This is a genomic window from Streptomyces sp. 150FB (assembly GCF_000818195.1).
Classification (GTDB): Bacteria; Actinomycetota; Actinomycetes; order Streptomycetales; family Streptomycetaceae; genus Streptomyces.
In genome coordinates this window covers 7,800,341-7,826,003 of sequence record NZ_JTHL01000001.1, presented here as the reverse complement: position 1 = coordinate 7,826,003, position 25,663 = coordinate 7,800,341, and the positions used below count along the sequence as shown (strand labels likewise).

The following is a 25,663-nucleotide window of genomic DNA, read 5'->3' as shown; positions in this document are numbered from 1 at the left end:
GAACACACCACCGGCCGGGACACATCAGCGGCCGAACGCACCGCCGGCCGGACACACCCGGCCAGGAGATGGACGAAGAGAGGCGGACTGTGCCTGTCGCGATACCCGACGTACTGCGCAACCGGGACTTCGACCTGTACTGGGGCGGAGTCATCCTGTCCCAGATCGGGACCCGGGGCGCCGTCGCTGCCAACCTCTACCAGGTCTACCAACTCACCGGTTCCACCGCGCAGGTGGGGCTCGTCGGCCTCGCCCAGGCCGTCGCGCTGCTGGTGCTCTCCCCGATCGGGGGGATCTACGCCGACCGGCTCGACCGGCGCCGGCTGCTCCAGGTGACCCAGTGTGTGGCGCTCGTCGTCTCGGCGGGGATCGCCGCCGTCACACTCGCCGGCTCCGCCACGGTGTGGACGGTCGTCATCTCCTCGCTGCTCGCGACGGCGGCGGCGACGTTCGACCAGCCGGCCCGGCAGGCGCTCATCCCGGCGATGGTGCCGCGCGAGCAGCTCGTGGAGGCTTTCGCGCTGCTCAACCCCTCGCGTGAGCTGGCCGTTCTGGTCGGGCCCGCCTTCGCTGGGGTGCTCATCGCCCTCGGCGGGCCGGGTGCGGTGTACGTGTTCGACGCAGTGACGTACGCGGCGCTCGTGGTGGTCCTCGCGATGCTGCGCGTACCGCCGCTGGAGGTGAGCGCCGAGCGGCGGTCGCTGCTGGAGAGCCTGCGCGAGGGGGTGACGTACGTACGACGGGAGCCCGTGGTCTGGCAGTTGATGGGGCTGGACCTGGCGGCCACCGTCTTCGGCGCCTACCGGGTGCTGCTGCCCGCCTTCGCCGCCGAGGTCCTGCATGTCGGGGCCACCGGGTACGGTCTGCTCTCGGCGGCGCCCTCGGCCGGCGCCCTGGTGGGTTCGGTCTGGGTGTTCAGACTGGTCCGCACCGCGCGCTCGGGGCGGATCGTCCTGTGGGGAACGGCCGCCTACGGACTGGCCGTTGTGGGTCTCGCCCAGTCACGGATCTTCCCCGTCGCGATCGTGATGGCGCTGTTCCTCGGGGCCGCCGACGCGCTGGCGACCACGGTGCGGCACGCCGCCGTGCAGGTGGAGACGCCCGACGAGCTGCGCGGCCGGGTCTCCGCCATCTACCAGATGTGTTCCAGGGGCGGCCCGGCGATCGGCGACAGTGTGATCGGCACGGTCGCCGGCGCGATGGGACCGATCTCCGCGCTCACGCTCGGCGGCCTGGTGCCCGCCGTCGTCTCGGGGGTGAGCGCGCTGCGCAGCCGTACGGTCCGCGAATACACCGTGGCGAAACCGGGACCCGCCGCCACCTGAGACCTCATTCCGGGGCACGGTCCCACCCCGACCTGCCCATAGCAGCCGGACCTACCCGGAGCAGCCCGACCTACCCAGAGCAGGGAGGCACGATGAGTACCCGTACCACGACCGAAGTCACCCACTACCACGTGCAGAAACGCCGCCGGGCGGAGTTCATCGAACAGTGGCGGGACAACCACCGGACGGTGGCCGCGCTGGAAGACGTCACGATGCACCCCACCGAGCGGGGCAGCCGGGTCGGGGTTTACGCCGGCGCCGACGGCGACTTCCCGACGCGCAGCATGGACGCCCTCGCCCATGAGATCGACCCCGGCACCACCACCACGGTGCACCGGCACTCCTGGGACGCCATGGTGTTCGTGGTGGCGGGGCGGGGATGGACCGAGATCGACGGGGAGCGCATCGAGTGGGGCCCCGGCGACTCGCTGCATCTGCCGGCGTGGGCCTGGCACCGCAGCGGCAACGACGGTGACATCACCACGCGTTACCTGACGTTCTCCAGCGAGCCGATGCTGGAGACGATGGGGATGGCGTCCATCGAGGACGCGGGACACACTCCGGTCGCCGAGCTGTCGCCGCGCCCGCCGTTCTCGCCGGGCCGCGACGGGGCCGACCCGTACTCGGCGCGACTGCGCCGGCTGGCGCGTGACCAGGAGGCCCGCCGCTCGGGCCGACTGCACACGAGCTGGGACGAGTTGGAGCTGCGCAACACACCGCGCGGTACCCGTACGACCTTCCTGTTGGACCGGGCGATCGGCTACCAGGCGTCCGGCATCACCATGGCCATGTTCGAGATCGGCCCCGGCCGTGCCCAGTCGATGCACCGGCATCCCGGCGAGGCGTGGCTGTACGTGGTCGAGGGCTCCGGGGAGAGCTACCTGGGCACGGAGCCCGAGGGCGGCGAGCGCCATCCGTGGAAGAAGGGCGACATCATCGTTGTCGACCACTTCCTGTGGCACCAGCACATCAACACCGATCCCGAGCGGACGGCGAAGGTCGTGCGCATCCACATGTTCGACAGCCTGCTGGAGACCATGCGGGCGCTCTGCGATCCGCTGGTCCTCTTCGAGGAGCCGCCGGAGCACATCCGCGACGCGCAGGCCGGTGACCCTTCGACCATCCAGTGGCCGGCGCTGACGCGTCCCACCTGGCCGTGAGCGGGGGCCTGACACGTTGAGTGCCGCACTCCCCCACGGGGTGACCGGAGTTCACGCCCTGCCGTCCGACCACCATGACGGGCCGTGGGACGCGGTGATCGTCGATCCGCGTGTCAAGGAGCGGCTGCTCGCGACCGCCGTCCTCGTGCTCCGGCACGGGCGGCGGCTCGCGGGCTCGGCCGTGGCGCCGCACGGCCTGGTGGTGCTCGCCGGGCCGCCGGGCACCGGCAAGACGACCCTGGCCCAGGGGCTCGCCCAGGCGGCGGCGCGTGCGCTGGCGCCGCACGGCGCGACGACGCTTGTCGAGGTCGATCCGCACGCCTTCCCCAGCGAGATGCTCGGCGAGAGCCAGCGCGCCGTCTCCCGGCTCTTCAGGGAGGATCTGCCCGAGCTGGCCGCCCGCCGCCCGCACACCATGGTGCTCGTGGACGAGGTGGAGGCGCTGGCCGTACGGCGGCAGGCCGCGTCGTTCGACACCAATCCCGTCGATGTGCACCGGGCGACCGACGCCGTGCTCAGCGGCCTGGACGTGCTGCGGGCGCAGCGGCCCGGGACACTGCTGGTGGTCACGACGAACTTCGCGGAAGCCGTGGACGACGCGTTCCTCTCGCGGGCCGACCTGCTGGTCCGTACGGACCTGCCCGACGAGTCGGTGATTCCGCTGATCGTCGCCGACTCGCTCCGTGAACTGGCGGCGCAGTGGCCCGAGTTGAGCGGACTCGCCGAGGACGGCGCGCTGCACCGGCGGGTGGGCAGGACGCTCGCCGGCCTGGACGGACGGCGGATCCGCAAAACGGTGCACGGTGCGCTCGCGCTGCGTCTGGAGACGGCGCGTGAGCCGTCGTCGCTGTGTGCCGAGGACCTGCTGCTCGCGGCGCGGGAGGCCGCCGACGAACTGGCCGCGAGTACCGCGTCGGGCGCCGCCTGACACTCCGGCCGCCGCGTACGCGGCAGACGGCCCCGGCCCCTCACACCGGATCTGCGGTGTGAGGGGCCGGGGCCGTTGTGGGTACGTACGGGGCCGGGGGCGGCGCGCACACCGGGCAGGGCGGGTGCGCGCCGTCCCCGACGGGTCACGCCGTCGCCGACGTGTACTCCGGGGCGTCCTCGAGGAAGTGGACCGTGTCGTAACCGAGGTGCTTGAAGACCCGGTTCTGCGCGGACAGCACGCGCAGCGGGGTGCCGTCGGCCGCGAAGAGCTGGCAGATGTGGTTCTGCGGCACGTACAGCGTGTCGCCCTTGGTGATCTCGTGGCGGGTGGGCTCCAGCGCCACGCGCGCGTAGTACTTCTCCGCGATCTCGGCCTCGACCTCCCACTGGAGGGCGTAGCCGCCGCCTTCGAGGATGTAGAGGACCTCGTCCGCCATCTTCCAGTACTTGCCCGACCGGCTGCCGGCGGGCACATCGAGCTCGAAGGCGTCGATGGAGAAGATCCGGGCGTCCGTGCTCTCCGGGGACGACATCACGCGGACGTTGCCGAGCGGGGTGGTCTCCCACTTGGTGTCCTCGACGCCGATGACCTTCTTGCGGTCCAGGACGCCGGGCGTCCAGATGTTCGCCCACTCCTCGCGCGGGCCGAACTCCGCCTCGCGCTCGACCGGGCCACTGCGGCCCTGCTGCCACAGGCCCATGAACATCCAGGTGCTCTTGGCCTTCACGACGAGGGCGGTCGCCGTCTCGCCGTACGGGTTGAAGTGGCGGTGGACCGAGTCGGTGTGGACGAAGACCAGGTCGTCCTTCTTCCAGTCGTAGCGCTGGTCGTCGTGGATCTCGTAGCCACGGCCTTCCAGGATGTAGAAGGCGGCCTCGTTCTGGTGGCCGTGTCCGTGGTTGCTGGACTCCGGCGGCAGTTCGACGAAGTGAACCTGGATGGTCTGGGTGAGGAAGTCCTCGTCGCCGGGGCCCACCCGCCACCAGGTCCGGGACTTCTCGCTGTCACCGGAGTGGCCCACCTTGGCGTCGTCCACGACGACGGAGTCGTCACGGACCCTCTCGACCGCTAGTTGCTGCTGGCGGAACTCGCCAAGGCCGTACGTCTGCGAGGTGAGACCTCGGACGAAGACACGCCCTTCCTTACCCATGGTTCCTCCTGTGATAGCTGTTCGAGCTGTTCGGTGTGAGACGCCGTCGGCGACGGCAGCGACCTGCGCGCGCCGGTCCGCCACACCGGCCGCCGGGGATGGGGCCGCAGGGATGAACACGCCGTGGCCGAGCGCCACTTGGCGGGCCGGTGGGCCACGATCGCCGTCGTCCAGCCGCGCCGCATGAACTCACCCCCAGTGGTCTAACCATAATACCTGCGAGGGGGTAAGCCAAGGGTGCGGGAAGGCGGGAAGGGTGCCGCCACACACAGCCGCACACAGCAAAAGACCGCCACCCGCTGTGTGCGGGTGGCGGTCCATCGGCTGGGAGCCGGGTCGCGACGGTGTCGGTCACGAGGGTGTCATCCCGTCACTTACCGGCGCCGTCCTCCTTCACACGCGCGGCCGTCCGCTCCAGGTGCGTACGCATGGTCGCCGTCGCCGCTTCGAGATCGCGCTCGGCGACCGCGTCGACGAACGCGCGGTGTTCCTTCGAGCCGCGCCGGCCCATCAGCGGCTCGACGGTCTGCGCCTCGCGCAGGCTCATCAGCAACGGACCGTGGAAGGACTGCACAAGCATCTCGATCGCCGAGTTGTGCGTGCAGGCGGCGACCCGGACATGGAAGTCCGCCGAGAGTTCCATCGAGTAGCGGCCCTGCTCCAGGGCTTCCGCGTGCTCGTCGCACATCGCGCGCAGCGCCGCGATGTCCTCGTCGGTGGCGCGTTCGATGATGAGCGGCACGATGCCGAGTTCGAAGACGAGCCGCGCCTCGGTGACCTCGGCCGCCGTCAGCGGCGAGAGCGACAGCAGGTCGGCGAGGCCGGCACCGACCCGGGCGGAGGTGGGCGTGGTGACGAAGGCGCCGCCACGGGCGCCGACCCGGATCTCCACGAGCCCGCTGGCTTCGAGGATCCGCAACGCCTCGCGCACCGTCACACGGCTCACACCGAAGTGCACACACAGCTCGCGTTCACTGGGCAGGCGGTCCCCGGGCTTGAGCCGTTCCTCTTTGAGAAGCAGTCGGATCTGCTCGACGATCACCTGGGAGACACGGCTGGAGGACACGGTCTTGAACAGGTCTTCGGATACGGGGAGCCGCCCGGTGGACGTCTCTTCCCCGGTCCTGGCTTCCGGAGGCTGACTCCTGGGGCGCGTTGGCATGGATCCAGTGTCCCATGCGTGACACGCTCGTTGACGGCATTACGGCCAATGGATTAAGGTCATACCAAAAGACCGAACTTATCGCGCTCAGCACGAGCCGAGGACAGGACGACGATGACCGATCCGGGCCGGGAGACACACGAGGAACTGCGCGAACGCGTCGCCGTGGCCTGCCGCGTGCTCGCGGTCACCGGTCTGGTCGAGCACATCCTCGGCCATGTCAGCGCACGGGTGGGACCCGAGTCCCTCCTGATGCGCGGGCGCGGGCCCGCCGAACGCGGACTGGCCTTCACCGTGGTCGACGACGTGCGGGAGATCGGCCTCGACGGCTCGGGCGAGGTCCCCGAGGGCTGGACGGCGCCCAACGAACTGCCGATCCACACCGAGATCCTGCGCGCCCGCCCCGAGGTCACCGCCGTTGTGCACGCCCATCCGCCCGCGGTGGTCGCCGCATCGGTGGCGGGGCTGCCGTGTCTGCCGCTGGTCGGCTCGTACGACATCCCGGCCGCGCGGCTCGCCCACGAGGGCATCCCTGTCTGGCCCCGCTCGGCGCTGATCCGCCGCCGTGACCTCGCCGAACAGATGGTGGAGGCGCTGGGGACCAGGCCCGTGGTCGTACTGAAGGGGCACGGCCTGGTCACCGTGGGCACCGGCGACCCCGCCGAGGCCGTCGCCACCGCCGTCACGCACGCACTCGCGGTGGACGCACTGGCCCGGATCACACTGGCCGCCGCCTCCACCGGCGCGCCGCTGCGCCCGATCTCCGACGAGGATCTCGCCGAACTGCCCGACCTGGGCTCGTCGTTCAACGTGTCGGCGATGTGGCGCCACCTGGTGGCACGCACCGAGCACGAAGGCCCGGACGTACCACTGCGCACCTGACACACGCCCACCACAACGGTCGCAGGACCGGAGGACCATGCTCTTCCTCGACAACCAGGTCACGGCCGCCGTCCTCACGATGCCCGATGTGGTGCGCGCGCTGGAGGACTCGTACCGTGACCTCGCCACCGGCGTCGGGATCTGCCGCCCGCGCACCGATCTGCGGCTGCCGATCGACGACCGGCGCGTCTACCAGTGGGGAACGATGGAGGGCGGCTCGGCGCGCACCGGCTATGTCGCCATCCGGATGAAGTCCGACGTACTGACCGAGGTCGAAGCCACGCACGAGGGCACCCGTACCCAGGAAAAACACTGCGTACGGCCCGGGAAGTTCTGCGGTCTGATCCTCCTGATGGACGCGCGGACCGGTGAGCCGGTGGCCATGCTCAACGACGGACTGCTCCAACACCTGCGCGTCGGCGCCGACTCGGCCATCGGCGCCCGCTTCGGCGCCCGCGAGGACGCGGCGGTACTCGGGATGTTCGGCTCCGGTGGCATGGCCCGGAGCCATGTCGAGGCGTTCCTCGCCGTACGCCCCCTGGAGCGCGTGCAGGTCTACAGCCCGACCCGGGCCAACCGGGAGCGATTCGCCGCGGAAATGCGCGAGTTGTACGGCCTGGACGCGGTGGCCGTCGACGAACCAAGGGCCGTGTACGACGGAGCCGACATCGTCGCCGGCTGCACCGACGCGGTCGGCGACGTCGTCAAGGGCCGCCATCTGCGCCCGGGAACCCATGTGACCTGCATCGGCGGCCGCCCCGACGCCGAGGCGAAGCGGCGCTTCGACGTATGGCTGCGCCTGGGCAGCGCCACGGTGCCCGAGTCGGCGCCCGGCTGGGCGACCGAGGACGAGTACGTGGTCTACCGCGCTCAGCCCGACGCCCCCGTCTGGCAACACCACCGGCACGGCGCCGGCGCCCGGCGCCCACCACGGGAGGCGAGGGTCGTACGCCTCGACGACATCCTCACGGGCCGCGCCCGCGCCCGCGACAACGACCAGCAGGTGACCTTCTCCGAACGCGGCAACATCCAGGGCGCGCAGTTCCACGCGGTGGCGTCGATCGTCTACGAACGCGCCCGCGAGCGTGGCCTCGGCCACGTGATCCCCAGCGAGTGGCTACTCCAGGACATCCGCGACTGAGCTTCGCGGGCGGGTACGGGGTCACCGGCCTTGGTTGCGGTTGTTGTCGGGGGTCGCTCCGGGGCGATATCCGGGATGCACGATTTACGGCGCGTGCGGGCGGATGCCAGGTGGACGCGGCCCTGCGCCGCAAATCACGCGTGAGTATCCCGGACACCACCCCTACGCGCCCCCCTTCACCTGCGGGAACCCCGCACTGACCGCCCCGGACGCGGCGTTACGGGCCGAGCGACCGGCGACGGAGGGTGACGGGGTCGCAGGAGGTACGTGTCCGGACGCCAACGTGAGATTTGTGGCGCACGACCGCCTCAGGCAACACGTTCCGCGGTGACGACGCCGTAAATCACACGTCCGGACATGTGCCTCCGGAGGCCCCGGCGCCCGGCACCGAAACCGCGACGCGCGCCACGAACCGGCCCCGTCAACGGCCGCCCGCCGCGAGGCGACCGTCAAGCGGTGCGGGAGCGGCGGCGTACCGCGAAGGCTGCCGTCAGGCCGCCGATCACCACCACCGCCGCGCCGGTCCACGTCAGCCACCCCGGGCCCGCCGGTTCGGCGGCCGCCGTCGCCCGCAACTCCGCGTTCCCGATCTGGGGGCGGGTGATCGCTGCCGGGACCGGGGCGACCCGCTTGATCGGGCCGACCGACTTCACCGAGCCGTCCTTGTTCAGCAGCACCTGCTTGCCGTTGGGGTGCCTGAAGTCGAACATGTTGGTGAGCGACCCGGCCCTGGTGTCGAAGGAGTGGTCGCCGATGCGGCCGGTGTGCCAGTTCTCCTCGACGAACTTGATGATGGAGGCCTGCTCGGTGCGGGTGTGATCGACGGCGTTGACCTTGCCGTACGGGGAGATCACCATCAACGGCTGCCGGGCGCCCGGCCCGCAGCGGTCCTCGTAACCGCCCACCGGAGCAGGGCCGTTCTGGCAGGCGGGCGAGTCGACCGTCTTGCCGCTGCTGTCCTTGGTCGTGTCGTGCGAGCCGTTCAGCGGCTTGGCCGCCACGTGGTCGTACCAGCCGTCCGAGTCGTCGTACGCCAGGACGATCGCGGTGTCCTTCCACTGCGGCGACTGCTGGATCTTGTTGATCTGGGCGATGAGGAAGTTCTGCTCGTCGACCGGGTCGGAGTAGCCGGCGTGGCCGTCCTGGTACGAGGGGGCCTTGAGGAAGCTGACCGAGGGCAGCCGCGCCGACTTGAGCGCGGCGTCGAAGTCGGTCAGGTCGTAGTTGTGGTTGGCGGGGCCCGCGTGGCCGATCTCGGCGACCGAACGCGGCGGCACGTGGTGCGGGTTGGCGGTCGACCGATAGTACGCGAAGGGGTTGTGGTGCGGGCTGTAGTCCACGACCTGCGCGCCGCCGACGTTGGCGTGCGCGGTGCCGCCGCACTTGGCGAGATGACCGTTGCCGTCCTGGCCGTCCCACGGGGTGCTCGGGCGGAAGCCCCCCTGGAACCAGCCCCAGCTCACCTTCTTCTCGTTGAGCCGGTCACCGATGTTCTTGCCGCGCAGCTCGGCGAAGGCGTCGCCGCTGGTGTGGTCGCTGCCCGAGCAGTCGTCGTAGGCCGGGTCAGGGTCGGTGATCAGTGTGCCGACCCCCTTGGCGTCGGGTGAGGCCACCGCCGCCAGGTCGGGCTCGGCGGTCTGCTCCGGGTCCTCCGTGGACGACTTGGGGTCGGTGGACACCACCCCGTGTGTCTGGCCCGACACCAGCTCGATCGCGCCGGGCGTCGAGGGGCCGTAGGCGGAGCCGAAGGAGTTGTCGCTGAGCGCGTAGTGCTGGGCGTAGTTCCACAGGCCGGTGACCGTGTTGCCGTCGTAGTAGTCCATCACCAGGCCGGGTTCGCCGAAGAGGTCGCCCGAGCACTTGCCGGAGTCCGTGTACTGAACGAACTTGTCGGCCTTGCCGCCGTTGTACGCGTACTGCTCGGGACCGTACGAGTGGTTCTGGTCGCAGGTCACGGCCTGAGCGGGGGTCAGGCGCTCCGGGAGGTACTGGTTGGGGTTCTTCTTGAGCAGCCCCGCGGTGCGCAGGTTGTCGATGTCGCGGGGGGTCCGGGGCGAGGCGGTGAACTTCGTACCGTCGGTGTTCGCGGCCTTCGGGTAGGTCGCGAAGTAGTGGTCGAAGGAGATGTTCTCGTCGAAGATGACCACGAGGTGCTTGACCGGCGTCGCCGTGGACCCCGAGCCGTGCGTGGCGGGTGCGGCCGCCTGGGAGGGCGCCGCACCGCCGAGTACGGCGAGCGCCGCCGCTCCGGCCAGCGCTCCCCAGCGCTTCGCGCCCGCTCGTGCCCTTGTGCCGCCCATGCGGTCCCGCCCTCCGGAGTCGACCGGGTGCGCGGCCCTGAGGTTGCGCCCCTGGATCATCGATGAAGCAACCGGACCACAATGACACGGAGATCGGCTTCCGCTCCCTCACGTGAAGCCGGAAATTCTTTTCCTGTTCACCTTCTGGCGGGTTGTCAGGCCGCGCCCGGGGCCAGTAGGGACCGGCCGAGCCAGTCGGCGCCGTCCCGCACGCCGGGCAGTGCGAAGAAGTAGCCCCCGCCGAAGGGCGAGATGTAGTCGACCAGCGGCTCGCCCGCCAGCCGCTTCTGCACCGTCTCGAACTGCCGCGCGAGATCCTGCTGGTAGCAGCAGAAGAGCAGTCCCATGTCGAGGTTGCCGTTCGTGTCCATGCCCAGGTCGTAGTTGTACGCGCGGCGCAGCAGGCGCTGGTCCCCGGTCCCCGGGGTGCGCGGATTGGCCTTGCGGATATGGCTGTCGAGGGGGACCACATCGCCCTTGGGGTCCCGCTCGTAGTGCGGGGAGTCGCTCTCGTGGTTGCCGTCCAGCGGCGCTCCCGTCTCCCGGCTGCGGCCGAACATCCGTTCCTGCTCGGTGAGCGAGACCCGGTCCCAGAACTCGACCAGCATCCTGATCAGCCGCACCACCTGGTAGCTGCCGCCGGTCGCCCACGCGGGCTCCCCAGCGCCGGCTGCCACCCACACCAGTTGGTCCATCAGGCGGCTGTCGCCCGGGTCCGGATTCGCTGTGCCGTCCTTGAATCCCATGAGGTTACGGGGTGTGCCCGAGGGGCGCGGAGGGCTGCTGAAGCCGTCGACGCGCCAGCGGACCTGCATGGCGCCCCTGGTGTGCCGGGCGATGTCGCGCAGCGCGTGCAGCACCGTGTCCGTGCTGTCGGCGCAGAACTGGAGACTCAGGTCGCCGTGGCACCGGTCGGCGTCCAGGTCGTCGTCGGGGAAGGCCTCCATGGCGCGCAGCCGCCGGGGCCTCCGGCCGGCGAGGCCGAAGCGGTCGTCGAAGAGGGAGGCGCCGACGGCGGCCGTGACGCAGAGGCCGTCCCCCGGCACCCTGGCCCCGAGGATTCCGGAGTCGGTCGGCGGGGCGGTGATGCCGGCCGGGGCGGGGACCCCGCCGCGTACGAGGAAGCGCGCCCGGTCGGTGATCGTACGCAGCAGCTCGCTCAGGCCGTTCCGGTCCTCCGCCGTGACGTCGAAGGAGACGTAGGTGGTGCTGCGCTTCGGCGCGGTGAGGACGCCTGCTTGGTGAGCGCCGTGGAAGGCGGGGAAAGTGCCGGTGTCCGTGGGCCGGGCGGCGGCCTCGGCGGTAGGGGCGGCCCGGTCCGCGCCGATCAGCCCGGCGCCGGCCACGACCCCGCCGATTCCGAGGGCCGCGTCGCGCAGGAAGCCGCGCCGCTGTACGTCACGCTCGGGCGTCCCGTGCGTTTCGCGTGTCCCGTGCGTTTCGTGCGTCATGGCGTCCTCCGTACGTCGCAGAGCGCGGCGATGTCCGCCAGCCGCTCCAGCAGTTCGCCCACGTCGGCGTTCACCTTCTCGCGCCGGCTGCGGTCGAGTCCCTTGAGGGGCGTCCAGCCACCGTCGTGGTCCGGGCGCTTCTGCTGGTCCAACAGGCGCTGCGTGCTGGCCAGTTCGGTTTCAAGCTCGGTCAGCCCCGGGTAGCGGGTGGTGAGCAGCGGGCGCAGCCGGGTGAGCACGGCGCGGGTGCCGTCGAGATTGGCGCGGGCGGTGGCGAGGCTGCTGCCGCTGCCGTAGTCGGTGCGTCCGGTCAGCTCGAACTGGAGGGTGTTCTCCAGGATTTCGTGCGCGCGCAGGCCGACGTCCAGCGGATCCATCCGCGCCCGCTTCCAGTCCGTGCGCAACGTGCTGACGTCGTCGGTCAGTTGGTCGGCGAGAGGGCGCAGCGCCGAGGCGGACTCGCCGTGCCACAGGCCGTACTCGATCCGGTGGAAGCCGGTGAAGTCCTTGTCGTGAGCGCCGCCCGGCAGGCCCGCCGTTGTGCCGTTGATCGCCTGGTCGGCGTCCCCGAAGGTGCCGTAGGCGGCGCCCATCCGCTCGTACACCAGATGGGCGGGCAGCCAGGCGGCCCTGGCCCGGCCGAGGTCGCCCGCCCGGATCGCGGACCGCAGTGCGCCGGTCGCGGTGACGAGGTCGTCCATGCGGTCGGTGACCCAGTGCTGATAGCTCAACGTCGGCGGGATCAAGTCGTGCAGGCTGACGGGTACGGCGGCGGGCCCGCCCTTCTGTCCTGCGCCGTCCGGCACCTTGACGGTGGGTCCGGTGACGGGCACCGCGTCGTCCGGGTAGCAGGCGAAGGCGTACGAACCCCCGCCGACGTCGGCCCGCACGGTACGGGTGGTGCCGGGGCCGAGCCCCTCCACCTCGCCGAGGACTGCGCCGGTGCGCGCGTTCCTGAGATAGACCTCGACGGCCCTGCCCGAGGTGTTGCGCACGTCGAAGGCCTGTCTGCCGGGGCGCGGGTGGTCCCAGCCGCGCCCGCACGCGCCGGACAGCACGTCGACGCGGGTGTGCGGCAGCCCGTCGGCATACGCGGCGCGGTGCGCGGGTGCGTCGGGAGCGGCCCACCCCCATACGGCGACGGCGGCCACCACGGCGGCGAGCGCTCCCGCGCCCACGATCACCGGACGCCGCGGTAGGCGGCGCCGGGTCCGTGCGGGACCTGGGGCAGGTGCGGGACCCGAGCCGGACACAACGACCTCCAGATGAGCGCTCCGTGGTGCGGGGGCGGGGCTCATGGTAGATCGGCCGGCTGCCTGCCCCGGCCGAACACACCGGGAGCGGTGCCCACATGGACGGTGGGTCACGGCCGGGCGCAGGTCACGGCCGGGCGGCGTACGTCACGGGCGCGTGCGTTCCGCCGTACGCTCCGGCGCCTCCACCCGCGCGCGGAAAGCTCTGATCGTCTCCGCCGCCTGGCGCAGCCCGATCCGGGCCACCTCCCGTTCCAGGGCGTTGAGTTCGTCCAGGGTCGAGGCGTCCGACGCTCCCATGAAGTACTGGGCCCTGACCAGGCCCAGCCGGGACAGCGCCGCGCCGCGCGGCTCGTTCATCGCGCGGAACTCCGCGAGCGCGCCGGCGTACACGGACCGCGCGCTCTCGTAACGGCCCGCCCGGTAGAGGACGTTGCCGCGCATCTTGTGGTTGTAGGCCAGGGCGCTCTTCAGATCCATCCGTCGGCAGATCACCTCGGCCTCCGACAGGAGTTCCAACGCGCGCTCCGGGTGCCCCTGGGCGGACAGTACGTCGGCGACCCCGCGCATCGACCAGGCGTGGCCGCGAGCGTCGTCGCCCGCGGCGGCCGTACGTACCGACTCCTCGAACATCTCCAGCGCCTCGTCCAGCGCACCGGTGTTGCGGTGCATCTGGGCTATGCCGGACAGCGCCCAGACGATGTGCCGGGGTTCGCCGTGCGCCCGTGCCTGCGCGAGGAGTTCGGCGTGCAGTTCCCCGACCGCCGCGTAGTCGCCCTGGATACGGCCGGTCTCGGCGAGGCCCGCCAGGCAGTAGCCGTAGGCCACCCGGTCGCCGCTGCCCTCGGCGAGGTCCAGCGCGTGGGTCAGCAGCCGGCGGGCCAGCGGCAGTGTGCCGCACTGCCTGGCCAGGGTGCCGCCGCTCCACAACGCCCAGGCCATCGCGGCCTTTTCACCCGTCCGGCGGGCGCTGCGGTAACTGTCACGCCATGCCTCACCCGCCTCCTCGACCCGGCCCAGCCGCCGGTACGCCTCGGCCACGGCCAGCGAGGCCCGCGCCTGCTCCAGTGAACTCCCGGCGCCACGGCGCGCCTTGCTCGCCTTGGTCAGCACCTCTTCGTAGGAGGAGTTGACTCCCAGAACCGTCCTCAACTCGCCCTGGTACTCGGGGGCGATTGCCTTGCTGTTCATGTCCGCGTTGCCTCCTGATCAGGTGCTGTCTTGATCACGAAGCTACGGACGGCGCGGAATCCGCGAATCCACCCGCATGGGTGTTGTGCCGTACCTCCTCGGACGTACGGGAAGTCCCCCTGATGGTCATCAGGACGTACGGGTGACCGGGCCGGGGGCCCGCGGATCCACCGTCCCCGGACCCCCGGGCCCGTGGGATTCCCCGGGCTACGCCCCGGCCGCCGGCGCCTGACCGCCGGTGGTGCGCGGGTACGCCTTGAGGTGGATGCGTTCGCCCTGCCTGCCGAAGAGGCTGAGGAACTCCACGCCCCGGGAATCCGCGTTGCCGAACCAGTGCGGCAGGCGCGTGTCGAACTCCGCGGCCTCGCCGTCGGTCAGCACGAAGTCGCGCTCACCGAGGACGAGCCTCAGCCGCCCGCTCAGCACGTACAGCCATTCGTAGCCCTCATGGGTGCGCGGGTCGGGCTCCAGGCGCCGGCCGGGGCCGAGGATCAGTTTGAACGCCTGCAACGAGCCGGGCTGCTCGGTGAGGGGCAGCACCGTCATCCCGTGGTGGGTGGTCGGCTTGATGTGGACGCGGGGGTCGCCGGTCGGCGGGGCGCCGACCAGTTCGTCGAGCGGCACCCGGTGCGCCCTGGCCAGCGGAAGCAGCAGTTCGAGGCTGGCGCGGCGCTGACCCGACTCCAGGCGCGACAGTGTGCTGACCGAGATCCCGGTGGTCTCGGAGAGCGCGGCCAGGGTCACCTGGCGCTGCTGCCGCAGGGCGCGCAGGCGGGGGCCGACCGCTGTCAGGATCTCGTCGAAATCGTCGCTCACCCTCCCAGTTTGCCGTTTCCGCAACAGGGTTTGTCAATCCGGGGGCGGCCGGGCGACTCTTCGTGCGGAGGTGGTCACCATGACCAGCACGACGGACGACACGCACGCCACGCAGGACGCACACGGCGCACACCACGCCGATGACGACCATGACGCCCACATGCATGAGGCGATGCGGGCCGAGGGCTTCGCGCACGACCAGCCCTTCTGGGACAACCTCTACCTCTCCAAGGACTCCCTCTGGAGCGGCAACCCGAACCCGCAGCTCGTCAGCGAGGTAGCCGCCCTCGACCTCGAAGCGGCACCGGTGCAGGGCACCCGCAGAGCGCTCGACGTGGGCTGCGGCGAGGGCGCCGACGCGATCTGGCTGGCCGAGCAGGGCTGGGAGGTCACCGGTACGGATCTCTCGGCCGTCGCCCTGGAGCGCGCGGCGGACCACGCCCGTAAGCGCGGCGGAGCCGTGGCGGAGCGCATCACCTGGCTGCACGTCGATCTCACCGAGGAGCCGCCCGCCGAGTCCGCCTACGACCTGGTCTCGGCGCATTTCATGCACCTGCCGAAGAAGGAGCGCCTCGTGCTCCATCAGCGGCTGGCGCGCTCGGTGGCCCCCGGCGGCTTCCTGCTGCTCGTCGGACACCACCCCTCCGACCTGGAGGGCGCCATGCCGAGGCCGATGCTGCCGGACCTCTTCGCCACGGCGCCGGAGATCGCCGCCACCCTCGACCCGGCCGAGTGGACCGTCCTGGTCGAGGAGTCCCGGGCGCGCACTGCGGAGGGCCCCGACGGCGCTCCCGTCACCATTCATGACGCGATCCTCAGGGCGCGGAGGACCGGAGCCTGAGACCGTAACCACAGTCCGCGCGAGAGGCCGATAAAGCGACCCGCCGATAAAGTCACGCGAATTTCAGGCCGCCGGATAATCCGGCAGGATGGTGGCCCTCGGGTTCGACTCCATCACCGCGCGCAGATCGGGCCTGATGGGGCCGTACAGCTCAACGAGAACCATTTCGGCACTCTCGTCGGCGGTGGCCAGCAGATCGGCCACGGCATCCATGTGCGTCATGACGGCGGCGGAGTCGACGTACTCCTCCACGGAGAAACGGGTGGCCGATCCGGGCAGCGAGAACCACCGGTAGCTCACCGTGCCCGGCTCGGCCGCCGCAGCGGCGGCCAGCGCCAGCGCCGCCTTCTCGAATTCCTTCTCTGCTCCCGGACGTACCTCGAACCGGGCACGGATATAAACACTCACGCCTATTCCTCGCTCTCGTTCTTCTCGGCGGCCGTCACTCGTCAGTGGTTTCTCACCGGAGGTTCCCTTGCGACCGTAGGCAGCGGATTATCCACCGGGCAATCCGGGAAACGCGGAGTTCGGGGCGCCGGGCGCGGCCGTTCACAGCATGGACACGCTGACCGGTGACACTATGAGCGGCATGGTCCTGCATCCACTCCTCGCCATTGACGACGTACCCGATCTGGAGCTCTACCTCGGCCGTGTGGGCGAGGTGTTCACGACGTTCCGCGAGAGTGACTCGGGGTGCGTCTCCTACGGCGTACGCCTCGCCGACGGCAAGCGCTGGTTCGTGAAGGAAGCGGTCACCGCGGAGGGGCTGCGGTCGCTGGAGCGCGGCTGGACGTTTCACCGTGCCGTACGGCATCCCGCGATCGTCCCCCAGTTCCACCGGCTCGCCACCAAGGGCAGTTGGGCAGTCGTGATGCCCTGGCACGAGGGCGACGCCCTGTACGGGAACGGACCCGGCGGCCGGGGCAGCGCCATGGCGCGGCTGCGCGCGCTGCCCGTGCCGGAGGTGCTGCGGGCCGTCGGCAGGATCCTGGACGCGCATGTCGTCGTCGAGGACTCGGGCCGAGTGGCGGTCGACTTCTACGACGGTTCGCTGCTGTACGACTTCGACGCGGGGGTCATGCGGCTGATCGATCTGGACGAGTACCGTCCGGGGCCCTTCGTCCTGGAGGAGGAGCGGCTGCCGGGCTCGCGGCGCTTCATGGCGCCGGAGGAGTTCTCGCGGGGAGCGCTGATCGACTCGCGTACGACGGTCTTCACGCTCGGGCGTACGGCGCGGCTGCTGCTGGACGGCGGGGACGAGGAGCAGGAGTGGCGCGGTACGGCGGCGCAACTGGCGGTGATCGCCCGTGCCACCCGCGCCGAGCCGGCCCGGCGGTTCGGGACGGTCGGGGAACTGAGCGCCGCGTGGCGCGACGCGAGTTAGGGTTACGGGTGTACCCGTTTCGCGCCTGTCCGCCAGGCGGGCGCGTCGCACGAGGGAACCCGGTGTGATTCCGGGACTGCCCCGCAACGGTGAGTGGGAACGACCGCCGTCATGAAGACCGGCCGTGGCTCCGCCGGACCCGCCGGAGCCCGGAAACCACCGCCGGCAGACTCCGCGCATCCCCCTTCGTTTCCACGTCCCGTCCCGGGGTCACCGGAATACGCTCGCGAAGGAGAGTTCCGTGACCAGTACGTCCCCAGCCCCGGCAGCGCGCACCGCGCACGCCACACATTCCGCACGCGCCACTGTGCACGGCTATCCCCGGCAGGGCCCGACCAGGGAACTGAAGAGGGCCGTCGAGGGGTACTGGAAGGGCACCGTCACCGCCGAGGCCCTGCGCACCGCCGCCGCCGACCTGCGCGCGGCGAACTGGCGGCAGCTCGCGGGCGCCGGTGTCCACGAGGTGCCGACCGGCGACTTCTCGTACTACGACCACGTCCTCGACACGAGTGTGATGGTCGGCGCGATCCCCGCCCGCCACCGGGCCGCCGTCGAGGCGGACCCGATGGACGGCCTCTTCGCGATGGCCCGGGGGAACCAGCGGGTCGCGCCGCTGGAGATGACCAAGTGGTTCGACACCAATTACCACTACCTCGTCCCCGAGCTGGGGCCCGACACCGTCTTCACCGCCGACTCCGCCAAGCAGGTCGCCGAGCTGCGCGAGGCGCTCGCGCTCGGTCACGCGGCGCGCCCGGTGCTGGTCGGCCCCGTCAGCTACCTGCTGCTCGCGAAGGCGGCACCCGGTGTCGACCCGGACTTCGAGCCGCTGACCCTGCTGGACCGGCTGCTGCCGGTGTACGCGGAGGTCCTCGCCGATCTGCGGGCGGCCGGCGCCGAGTGGGTGCAGCTCGACGAGCCCGCGCTCGTACAGGACCGCACCGCCGGGGAGCTGGCCGCGGCGGTGCGCGCGTACGGCGGTGGCGGCGACACGGGCGGTGGCGATACGGACGCTACCGGCGGTCTCGGGGCGCTCACCGACCGGCCGAAGCTGCTGGTCGCCTCGTACTTCGACCGGCTCGGCGAGGCCCTGCCCGTTCTCGCCGAGGCGCCCGTCGAGGGGCTCGCGCTCGACTTCACCGGGCCCGCCATCGCCAACCTCCATGACCTCGCCGCCCTCGGCGGGCTGCCGGGCAAGCGGCTCGTGGCGGGCGTCGTCGACGGGCGGAACGTCTGGATCAACGACCTGGAGCAGTCCCTGTCGACCCTCGGCACCCTGCTCGGCCTGGCCGACCGGGTCGATGTGGCGCCGTCCTGCTCGCTCCTGCACGTCCCGCTCGACGTCGACGCCGAGCACGACATCGACCCGGAGATCGCGCGCTGGCTCGCCTTCGCCCGGCAGAAGACCGCCGAGGCCGTCACACTGTCCCGTGGTCTCTCGCTCGGTTCGGAAGCGATCGCGGCCGAACTCGCCGCCAACCGCGCCGACCTGGCGTCCCGCGCCGGCTCCGCGCTGACCAACGACCCCGGCGTACGGTCGCGGACAGCCGCGGTCACCGGCGCCGACCTCCGCCGCTCCCGGCCGTACCCGGAACGCACACGGGAGCAACGCGCGCGCCTCGGACTGCCGTTGCTGCCGACCACCACCATCGGTTCGTTCCCGCAGACCACCGAACTGCGCACGGCCCGCGCCGATCTGGCCGCCGGACGCATCGACACCGCGGTGTACGACGAGCGCATCGGGTCCGAGATCCGTGAGGTCCTCTCCTTCCAGGAGAAGGCCGGGATCGATGTCCTGGTGCACGGCGAGCCCGAACGCAGCGACATGGTGCAGTACTTCGCGGAGCGGCTGACGGGGTTCCTCGCCACCCGGCAGGGCTGGGTGCAGTCGTACGGCACCCGTTACGTCCGGCCGCCGGTCCTCGCCGGTGACGTCTCGCGCCCCGAGCCTATGACGGTGCGCTGGACCACGTACGCCCAGTCGCTGACCGACCGGCCGGTCAAGGGCATGCTCACGGGTCCCGTGACCATGCTGGCCTGGTCGTTCGTCCGTGACGACCAGCCGCTCGGCGACACGGCGCGGCAGGTCGCGCTGGCACTGCGCGACGAGGTGCGTGACCTGGAGGCGGCCGGTACTCCGGTGATCCAGGTGGACGAGCCGGCGCTGCGCGAAACACTGCCGCTGCGGGCGGCGGGCCGCGCCGCTTATCTCGACTGGGCGACCGAGGCCTTCCGGCTCGCCACCGGTGGCGCCGCCGCGGCCACCCAGATCCATACGCACATGTGTTACGCGGAGTTCGGTGACATCGTCGGGGCCATCAAGGACCTGGACGCCGATGTGATCAGCCTGGAGGCCGCCCGCTCGCACATGCGGGTGGCGGACGAACTGGCCGCGGCGGGCTACCCGCGTGAGGTCGGGCCGGGTGTGTACGACATCCACTCGCCGCGTGTGCCGCCGGCCGACGAGGTGGCGGCCTTGCTGCGCAAGGGACTTGAGGCGGTTCCGGCCGAGCGGCTGTGGGTCAATCCCGACTGCGGTCTGAAGACCCGGGACTGGACCGAGGTGCGTGCCTCACTGGAGAACGTGGTGGCGGCCGCCCGGGAGGTACGCGAGAGCCTGCCGGTCGCCGACGGGCCGGCAGGCGAATCGTCAGGTGGGCCGACAGGCGGGGCGGCGGGCAACTGACACACCGCACCCGCCGCCGGCGGGGTCAGCCGCCCGCCGGGCGCCGCTGTCCCCCGCCGGGAAAGCGGGAGTTGGGCGTGGACCAGTCCAGGACGTCCTCCGCCTGCCGGTGTGCGTGGTCGGCCGCTTCGCGTGCCTCGTTGACCACATCACCGTGTTCCTGGACGAGCTGGTCGTATATCGACGGGTTCACCGACATGGTTCACATCTCTCTGCGGTCAGGCCGTGAGCTGGACGTCCGCGTCCGGCGTGTCCTTCACGGGAGCCGCCTCGACAAGGGCGGCTGTGAGCTGTCGTTCGGCGACGGCCAGCGCGGCTTCCACCGTCTGCGTGCCGGTGGAGACGCACAGTGTGTACGTGACGTCCTCCAGCCTCCGGCGCGTCTCGAAGGTGCCCTGCTCGGCGTGCAGGACCTGAAGCTTCTCGTACTGCTCGACAAGGTTCCGCAGTATCGCGGGGTGGGCCATCAGCACAGTGATCGTCTCCGTCTCAGGTTCAGGGGCAGCCCGCACGGCTGTGGCCGTCACGCCCTCCTCAGAACTACGGCTTCCAGAACCGCGCCTGCCCGCACTCGGCCGGGACATGCGCAGACCAATGGGATGCCGTGTGTGAAACAGGTCACGCGGAGAGGGGTCCCGAGCGCGCCGCGGATACTAACAATGCTGCAACCAGGATGACTTGACACGTACGGCCGCCTACCGTGGGCTACCTCAAGCCGCCGGTCACCATGGGGCGGCGGAGGGGGGAGACATGGTGGAATCGAGCGCGGGTATCGGCCTGCGCGGCCGGAGCGGAATCGTATCGCTCGTCGAGGGGTGTCTGAAGGAGCCGACAGCGGCGGACCGTCCTGTGACGATGCTGCTCGGCCCACGGGGCAGTGGCGCCAGCGAGGCGCACATCGCGCTGATGGAACGTTTCGGCCCTGAGCACCCCTTCGCCTACGTCAATTTCGGCGGTACGCAGTCGTTGTTGCCGCGCTACGCGCTCGCCCTGCTCGCCCGCCAACTGGAGCGAAAGCTGCCGCGCTACGGCCACTCCCGGTTTCCGCTGCTGAGCCTCGCGCTGCTCGCCTCCGACCAGGAGCTGAACATCCGCTCGCTCGCCGAGGGACGCACGGCCGTACGACGGCAGCTCGACCGTTTCCAGCATGCCAACGAGGCCAGGCACGGAGACTATCTGGCGGCGTTCTTCGAAGTGGGCATGGGCGCCATCGGCATCCCGGAGGGCGCCTCGGTCATCGCGCTCTCGGTGTTCCAGGACGCCCTGCGGCGCGGCAGGAACCGGCTGCCCGGCCGTGGGTTCACCAGCAAGCTCACCACCGGCGCCCACTGGTTCGGCGCCCATCCGCTGACCCGCAACGGCGACCCGTGGGAGGCGCTCGTCGAGCTGAACCTGTGGCGCCACGAGGGCGACGAGGAGGACCACGAGCTGCTGGACCGGGTGTTGTTCTCGGCGTTCCTGGAGGACCTGCGCCGTAACACCTCGCGTGCCTTCATGCCGCGCTCGTACCTGCTGCTGCTCGACAACTCCCATTCGCCGTACGGCCGTCGCTTCCTCGATCTGCTGGTGCGGGCCCGTCATGACGACGCCGTGGTGCGGGAGGCGGCGTGCGATCCACTGACCGTCGTCGCCAGTTCCAACCGCTGGCTGCCGCGCTGGGGTCCCGCCACCGGGGACGCCTGGCCGTGGCAGCTACGGGGACCCGACCGCGCCTCGCTGGCGGACTGGCACAACAACCGGCCGACCAGGGACAGCGAGGACACCTGGTGGTATCCGCTGCGGCTGCGCGATCTGAGCCTCGACGAGGTGCGCATACGGATCGAGCTGCGGATGGGCGGGAACCCGGACCTCGCGCCGTACACCCGGCTCTCCCCCTTCGTACACCGCCTGACCGGGGGCCTGCCGCGCGCGGTGCAGCAGATCCTCGATGTACTGCGGCAGTCGGGCGCGCCCGCCGAGAGCGGGCCCGACCAGGACCGGTGGCTGCGCAAACTGCCGGAACAGCCGCTGGTCACCGGTGAGGTCACCCGTACGCTCACGGACACGGCGCTCGGACATCTGCTGCGCGGTCTGGACGAGAGCGAGCACGACATCCTCGCCGAGTGTGCGGCCGCCCGTGACCTGTCGGTGGGCACCCGCGTACTGAGCCACGGCGACGCGCTGTTCGGCGAGATGCGGGCGCGCTGGCTGCTCGCGGGACCCGGCGCGCTCGTCCCCATGCTCCATCCCTGGCTGCGGCGCCTGCTGTTGCGGCGGCTGGCGGAGCGCCCGGGCGACTGGGACACCGTGCACGAGCTGCTCGCCGAGCACTTCAGGGCCGAGGGGCGGCCCATCCAGGAGATGTACCACAAGCTCGCCGTGCGGCAGGTCGACGAGGTGGTCGACCATCTCGTGGGGCGCTTCCGCGCGGTGCCCGCCGTGCAGTGGATCAGCGAGTTCGAATCCATCACCGCGGCCCCCAACCGCCTTTCCCCGGACGGCGGTCCGCTGGGGCTGCTGGCTTCGCTCGGCAGGGGCAGCGATTCGCATCAGGTCATGGACGTGGGGACGGTGGTGCAGGGTCTGGTGACAGCACGCTGGGTGTGGAGCGATCCGCTCGCCGACCCTGGGATGCGGCTGGGGAACATGATCGCCGACGGCTTCACCCAGCTCTCCCAGCTCCGCCGCGACGACATCGTGCCGCTCTTCAACGAGGCTGAGCGCTACCGCAATTGGCGTCATCCGCAGACCATGACAGAGGAGGGCTGAGCACATGATGGTCAGAATCGAGTGGCCTCTGCACATCGTCCGGCGTATCGCCTTCGGCACGGTGGCCGTTGTCGTCCTCGCTGTCGGCGGCTGGTTCCTGGTGTCCTGGCTCCAGGAGAGCAACGCACGCTGCGGGGACGGGGTCGTGAAGCAAGGCGCGGATCACGAGTGTGTCGGTGTGACCGACGGTTCGTATGTCTTCGCGTCCCATCTCGCCACGGTCGAGAAGAAGATACAGGAGGAGAACGAGAAGGTGGAGACGGATGGCAAGCCCTATGTCAGTGTCGCCTATCTGACCTCGTTCACCCTGACGGCCCAGGACAGCAACACCCCCGAATCGGTACGCCACCAGCTCGAAGGCGCCTATCTGGCACAGCAGCGGGTCAACCGCGGGGACCTGGCGAGCAGCCCCAGGATCAAGCTGCTGATCGCCAACTCAGGGAGCCAGTCGGCCCAATGGCCGCACACGGTGGGCGAGCTGATCAAGCGGACCGGCTCCAAGGACCATCTGGTGGCCGTGACCGGACTCGGCCCCAGCACGGACGCGAACCGGGCCGCAGTCAAGAAGCTGTCGGCGAACGGCATCGCGATGGTCGCCTCCATCATGACGGCCACCAACCTCCAGAACATAGAGAACTTCGTACGGGTGGCACCGACGAACACGGACGAGGCGCTGGCCGCCTCCGCCTACCTCAAGCGGCGTAAGTTCGGTACGGCGGTGGTCGTGGCGGACGTGGCGAAGAGCAACCTCTACGCCAGGACCCTGGCGGACGCGTTCACCAAGGCGTTCCCCGACCCCACCCACCATCTGGTGGCGGACAGGATGGGGTACGACTCCTCGCTGAGCGACTCGTGGAGGACCGAACTCCAGCTCATGACGGCGCAGTTGTGCGACGAGAAGCCGCAGGTCATCTTTTTCGCCGGACGGGGCACACAGCTCTCCGCGTTCCTCGACGCGCTGTCCAACCGTACGTGTGTGAAGCAGGAGTTCACCCTGCTCGCCGGCGACGACACGACCAACCTGACGGCCAAGCAGTTGACGAACGCGGCCGAGACGAAGATCGGCATCTACTACACCGGTCTCGCCCATCCCGACATGTACAAGAAGAACCCGGACGCGGTGTCCGCCCGGTCCGCTCCGTACTTCGTCGAGGGCGGGCAGCTCGACCAGTGGTTCCCCGACGACCCCCGGGACGACGGGCAGGCCATGATGTCCCACGACGCGGTGGTCACAGCGGCGCGCGGGGCCCAGTTGGCGATCAGCCAGGGCGGCAAGGCCACCGGACGGAGCGTCGCGAGGATGTTCGCCCAGATGAACGAGAGCAGACAGGTGCCGGGGGCCAGCGGCTTCATCTCGTTCAAGGCCAACGGCGACCCGCGCGACAAGGCCGTACCCATCCTGCGGCTGACCTCCAGCGGCCGGGCGGAGTTCGTGGAGGTCTCGGCCGCGAGCGGCACCCCGGAGCGGAGACAGTGAGGCGGAAACTGTGAGGCGGGCCGCGCCGGGCGCCGGTTGCTGTCGGCCTGTCGCGCGAACTGGCCGCCCTGGGGTGCGCGTTGCGTGAACTCGCCGAGCCGGGGCTTGATCCGGCTCTCGCGGGGGAAACGGAACACGCGGCACCGGGCATCGAGAGCTACACGCGGCTGCCGAACTTGCTGGTCGTGGCGGCCGAGTCGCCGGGCAGTGCCCAGTAGTTCGGCCTGGGGGTTCGGCAACCGCGGGTGGCCGTACGGCGTCGCAAGCAGTGGAACCACACACGGTAGGAGTCGCCATGGACACGACCACAGTCACGCTCCCCGAGGAGTTGGTGCTCCTCGCCATCGACCCGTCCAGCGGCAGGCCGCGCGGCACCATGAGCCATACGCGGTACGGCGTGGCCGGTGCCGTGCTCGCCGAGCTGGAGGCCGCAGGGCGGATAGGCCACGACCGGGGTCGGATCTCCGTCTCTGATGGTCGTCCGACCGGAGATCCCGTGCTCGACAGCGCGCTCGGGCGGCTTCCCGCCGCCGGCAAGGCGGTCTCGGCCCGGCGGTGGATCCGCCGTGAGTCGCGGGAGATGACGGAGGTGAGCGCGCGGAGCCTGGCGAAGCGCGGTGCGATCCGGATCGAGAAGCGGCGCGCGCTCGGGCTGTTCCCGTACCACCGCTACCCGTCGGCCGGCCGTGACTGGTCGGCCCCGGCCCTCGCCCGTTTCCAGGGGGACGCCAAGGTCGGCTTCCCCGACGCGCGCGGCCGGATGCTCGCCGCTCTCGTCTCGGCGAGTGATCTCGCCCGGCGGGTGCACCCGGGCTCGGGGGACGCCCGCCGGGCCCGTAAGGAGATGCGGGGGTTCGCCCGCGAGTACTGGCAGTCCGACGCCGTACGCCGGTTGGTCAGCGCGGACAAGGCGTCGGCGGCCAACGCCGCGAGCTGACGCCGCTTCTCTCAGCCGGCCGACGAGTCGGGCGGCGAGTCCGGTGGCGAGTCGCGCGGCTTGAGAGCGGCGCGCTGCCGCGCGGCCCGCACCGCCGCCGAGAGGTTGTCGATGTCGTACGCACCGTGGTGGCGGCGGCCGTTGATGAAGAACGAAGGCGTCCCCGACACTCCGCTGAGGTCGGCGGACTCGACGTCCTCGGCGATCCGCCCCGCGCCGCGCCGCTTGCGTACGTCCCGCTCGAAGCGCTCGGTGTCCAGGCCGAGTTCGGACGCGTAGCGCCTCAGGTCCACGGGGCGCAGCGCGTCCTGGCGGTCGAGCAGGAGATCGTGCATCTCCCAGAAGAGGCCCTGGTTCGCCGCGGCTTCGGACGCCTCGGCCGCGATCTGGGCCATCGGGTGCACATCGGTGAGCGGCAAGTGCCGCCATACGTAACGGACATCGCCGAAGTCGGCGAGCAGGTCCCGGACGACGGGCTCGGCCTGCCCGCAGAACGGGCACTCGAAGTCGCCGTACTCGACGACGGTGACGGGCGCCTCCAGCGGGCCGCGGATCTTGTCGCGCTCCGGGTCGACCGGCATCGCCAGATCGACGATGGTCTCCGTGATGCCGAGGAGCGCGCGGCTGCGCCGGTGTTTGGGCAGCCGGCCGATCACCGCGGTGATCGTCCAGGTGACGGCGAAGGCGCAGACCATGCCGCTGATCGTGCCGATCTTCGCCTCCTCCAGTTGGTCGCCGTCGAAGGCGAGGGTCGCGATCAGCAGGGAGACGGTGAACCCGACACCCGCGATGGCGCCGCCCGCCGCCGTGGCGCCCCAGCCGACCGGCGGG

General features: G+C 70.8%; 22 protein-coding genes and 1 riboswitch. Of the genes, 11 read left to right on the top strand and 11 right to left on the bottom strand.

What is annotated here, in order from left to right:
* The first annotated feature begins 89 nt into the window (after positions 1-89).
* From QR77_RS33575 to QR77_RS33565, 3 genes are all read left to right on the top strand, one after another.
* Entirely contained in the window at positions 90-1,325 is a 1,236-nt protein-coding gene (locus QR77_RS33575) for an MFS transporter (RefSeq protein ID WP_236710922.1), read from the top strand.
* 92 nt (positions 1,326-1,417) lie between these two features.
* Entirely contained in the window at positions 1,418-2,485 is a 1,068-nt protein-coding gene (locus QR77_RS33570) for a cupin domain-containing protein (protein WP_040025801.1), read from the top strand.
* 40 nt (positions 2,486-2,525) lie between these two features.
* Positions 2,526-3,413 carry an AAA family ATPase gene (locus QR77_RS33565; protein ID WP_236710921.1) on the top strand — a complete coding sequence of 296 codons (888 nt, stop codon included), beginning with the start codon at positions 2,526-2,528 and terminating at the stop codon, positions 3,411-3,413.
* 145 nt (positions 3,414-3,558) lie between these two features.
* Here the strand turns inward: QR77_RS33565 and QR77_RS33560 are convergent, their stop codons facing one another.
* A complete protein-coding gene (locus QR77_RS33560) occupies positions 3,559-4,566 on the bottom strand; it encodes a cupin domain-containing protein (protein ID WP_040025799.1) in 1,008 nt (335 codons plus the stop codon).
* A 370-nt stretch (positions 4,567-4,936) separates the two neighbouring features.
* On the bottom strand, positions 4,937-5,728 hold the full coding sequence (locus QR77_RS33555; protein ID WP_078877461.1) for a FadR/GntR family transcriptional regulator: 792 nt from the start codon (positions 5,726-5,728) through the stop codon (positions 4,937-4,939).
* Between the two features lie 114 nt (positions 5,729-5,842).
* Between QR77_RS33555 and QR77_RS33550 the strand changes: the two genes are divergently transcribed.
* On the top strand, positions 5,843-6,610 hold the full coding sequence (locus QR77_RS33550; protein ID WP_040025797.1) for a class II aldolase/adducin family protein: 768 nt from the start codon (positions 5,843-5,845) through the stop codon (positions 6,608-6,610).
* 37 nt (positions 6,611-6,647) lie between these two features.
* On the top strand, positions 6,648-7,751 hold the full coding sequence (locus tag QR77_RS33545; protein WP_040025796.1) for an ornithine cyclodeaminase family protein: 1,104 nt from the start codon (positions 6,648-6,650) through the stop codon (positions 7,749-7,751).
* A gap of 449 nt (positions 7,752-8,200) precedes the next feature.
* Here QR77_RS33545 and QR77_RS33540 read toward each other — a convergent pair whose 3' ends face one another.
* The 5 genes from QR77_RS33540 to QR77_RS33520 all read right to left on the bottom strand — a co-directional run bounded on the left by QR77_RS33540 (position 8,201) and on the right by QR77_RS33520 (position 14,762).
* Positions 8,201-10,051 carry an alkaline phosphatase family protein gene (locus tag QR77_RS33540; protein WP_040029089.1) on the bottom strand — a complete coding sequence of 617 codons (1,851 nt, stop codon included), beginning with the start codon at positions 10,049-10,051 and terminating at the stop codon, positions 8,201-8,203.
* Positions 10,052-10,206: 155 nt separating this feature from the next.
* Positions 10,207-11,502 (bottom strand): iron uptake transporter deferrochelatase/peroxidase subunit, encoded by a 1,296-nt coding sequence (gene efeB / locus QR77_RS33535; RefSeq protein WP_052489245.1) that lies wholly within the window; start codon positions 11,500-11,502, stop codon positions 10,207-10,209.
* A complete protein-coding gene (locus tag QR77_RS33530; RefSeq protein ID WP_078877459.1) occupies positions 11,499-12,800 on the bottom strand; it encodes an EfeM/EfeO family lipoprotein in 1,302 nt (433 codons plus the stop codon). Before QR77_RS33530 ends, efeB begins: the two co-directional genes overlap by 4 nt.
* Positions 12,801-12,902: 102 nt before the next feature.
* Complete coding sequence (locus tag QR77_RS33525) at positions 12,903-13,946, bottom strand: tetratricopeptide repeat protein (protein WP_040025795.1); 1,044 nt, start codon at positions 13,944-13,946, stop codon at positions 12,903-12,905.
* Between the two features lie 207 nt (positions 13,947-14,153).
* Positions 14,154-14,762, bottom strand: coding sequence for an XRE family transcriptional regulator (locus QR77_RS33520; RefSeq protein ID WP_040025794.1), 609 nt, complete (start codon positions 14,760-14,762; stop codon positions 14,154-14,156).
* A gap of 79 nt (positions 14,763-14,841) precedes the next feature.
* On the opposite strand from QR77_RS33520, the gene QR77_RS33515 reads away from it, so the two are divergent.
* On the top strand, positions 14,842-15,603 hold the full coding sequence (locus QR77_RS33515) for a class I SAM-dependent methyltransferase (RefSeq protein WP_236710918.1): 762 nt from the start codon (positions 14,842-14,844) through the stop codon (positions 15,601-15,603).
* Positions 15,604-15,666: 63 nt separating this feature from the next.
* On the opposite strand, the gene QR77_RS33510 is transcribed toward QR77_RS33515, so the two are convergent.
* Positions 15,667-16,011 (bottom strand): antibiotic biosynthesis monooxygenase, encoded by a 345-nt coding sequence (locus QR77_RS33510; RefSeq protein WP_040025793.1) that lies wholly within the window; start codon positions 16,009-16,011, stop codon positions 15,667-15,669.
* Positions 16,012-16,192: 181 nt separating this feature from the next.
* Between QR77_RS33510 and QR77_RS33505 the strand changes: the two genes are divergently transcribed.
* Positions 16,193-16,987 carry a serine/threonine protein kinase gene (locus tag QR77_RS33505; protein ID WP_040029085.1) on the top strand — a complete coding sequence of 265 codons (795 nt, stop codon included), beginning with the start codon at positions 16,193-16,195 and terminating at the stop codon, positions 16,985-16,987.
* A 53-nt stretch (positions 16,988-17,040) separates the two neighbouring features.
* Positions 17,041-17,145: riboswitch (cobalamin riboswitch) on the top strand.
* A gap of 83 nt (positions 17,146-17,228) precedes the next feature.
* On the top strand, positions 17,229-19,670 hold the full coding sequence (gene metE / locus QR77_RS33500) for a 5-methyltetrahydropteroyltriglutamate--homocysteine S-methyltransferase (protein ID WP_052489243.1): 2,442 nt from the start codon (positions 17,229-17,231) through the stop codon (positions 19,668-19,670).
* Positions 19,671-19,695: 25 nt separating this feature from the next.
* Here metE and QR77_RS47600 read toward each other — a convergent pair whose 3' ends face one another.
* Complete coding sequence (locus QR77_RS47600) at positions 19,696-19,869, bottom strand: hypothetical protein (RefSeq protein WP_173476390.1); 174 nt, start codon at positions 19,867-19,869, stop codon at positions 19,696-19,698.
* A 19-nt stretch (positions 19,870-19,888) separates the two neighbouring features.
* Positions 19,889-20,143: a DUF5133 domain-containing protein gene (locus tag QR77_RS33495; protein WP_040029083.1), complete on the bottom strand. Its 255-nt coding sequence runs from the start codon at positions 20,141-20,143 to the stop codon at positions 19,889-19,891.
* 277 nt (positions 20,144-20,420) lie between these two features.
* Here QR77_RS33495 and QR77_RS33490 point away from each other — a divergent pair, with 277 nt between their 5' ends.
* The 3 genes from QR77_RS33490 to QR77_RS33480 all read left to right on the top strand — a co-directional run bounded on the left by QR77_RS33490 (position 20,421) and on the right by QR77_RS33480 (position 24,832).
* On the top strand, positions 20,421-22,418 hold the full coding sequence (locus tag QR77_RS33490; protein WP_040025792.1) for a hypothetical protein: 1,998 nt from the start codon (positions 20,421-20,423) through the stop codon (positions 22,416-22,418).
* A 4-nt stretch (positions 22,419-22,422) separates the two neighbouring features.
* Positions 22,423-23,895, top strand: coding sequence for a branched-chain amino acid ABC transporter substrate-binding protein (locus tag QR77_RS33485; protein WP_236710917.1), 1,473 nt, complete (start codon positions 22,423-22,425; stop codon positions 23,893-23,895).
* A gap of 295 nt (positions 23,896-24,190) precedes the next feature.
* Positions 24,191-24,832: a GPP34 family phosphoprotein gene (locus QR77_RS33480; RefSeq protein ID WP_040025791.1), complete on the top strand. Its 642-nt coding sequence runs from the start codon at positions 24,191-24,193 to the stop codon at positions 24,830-24,832.
* A gap of 11 nt (positions 24,833-24,843) precedes the next feature.
* Here QR77_RS33480 and QR77_RS49460 read toward each other — a convergent pair.
* The coding region (locus QR77_RS49460; RefSeq protein WP_236710915.1) for a thioredoxin domain-containing protein at positions 24,844-25,663 on the bottom strand (820 nt) is incomplete at its 5' end.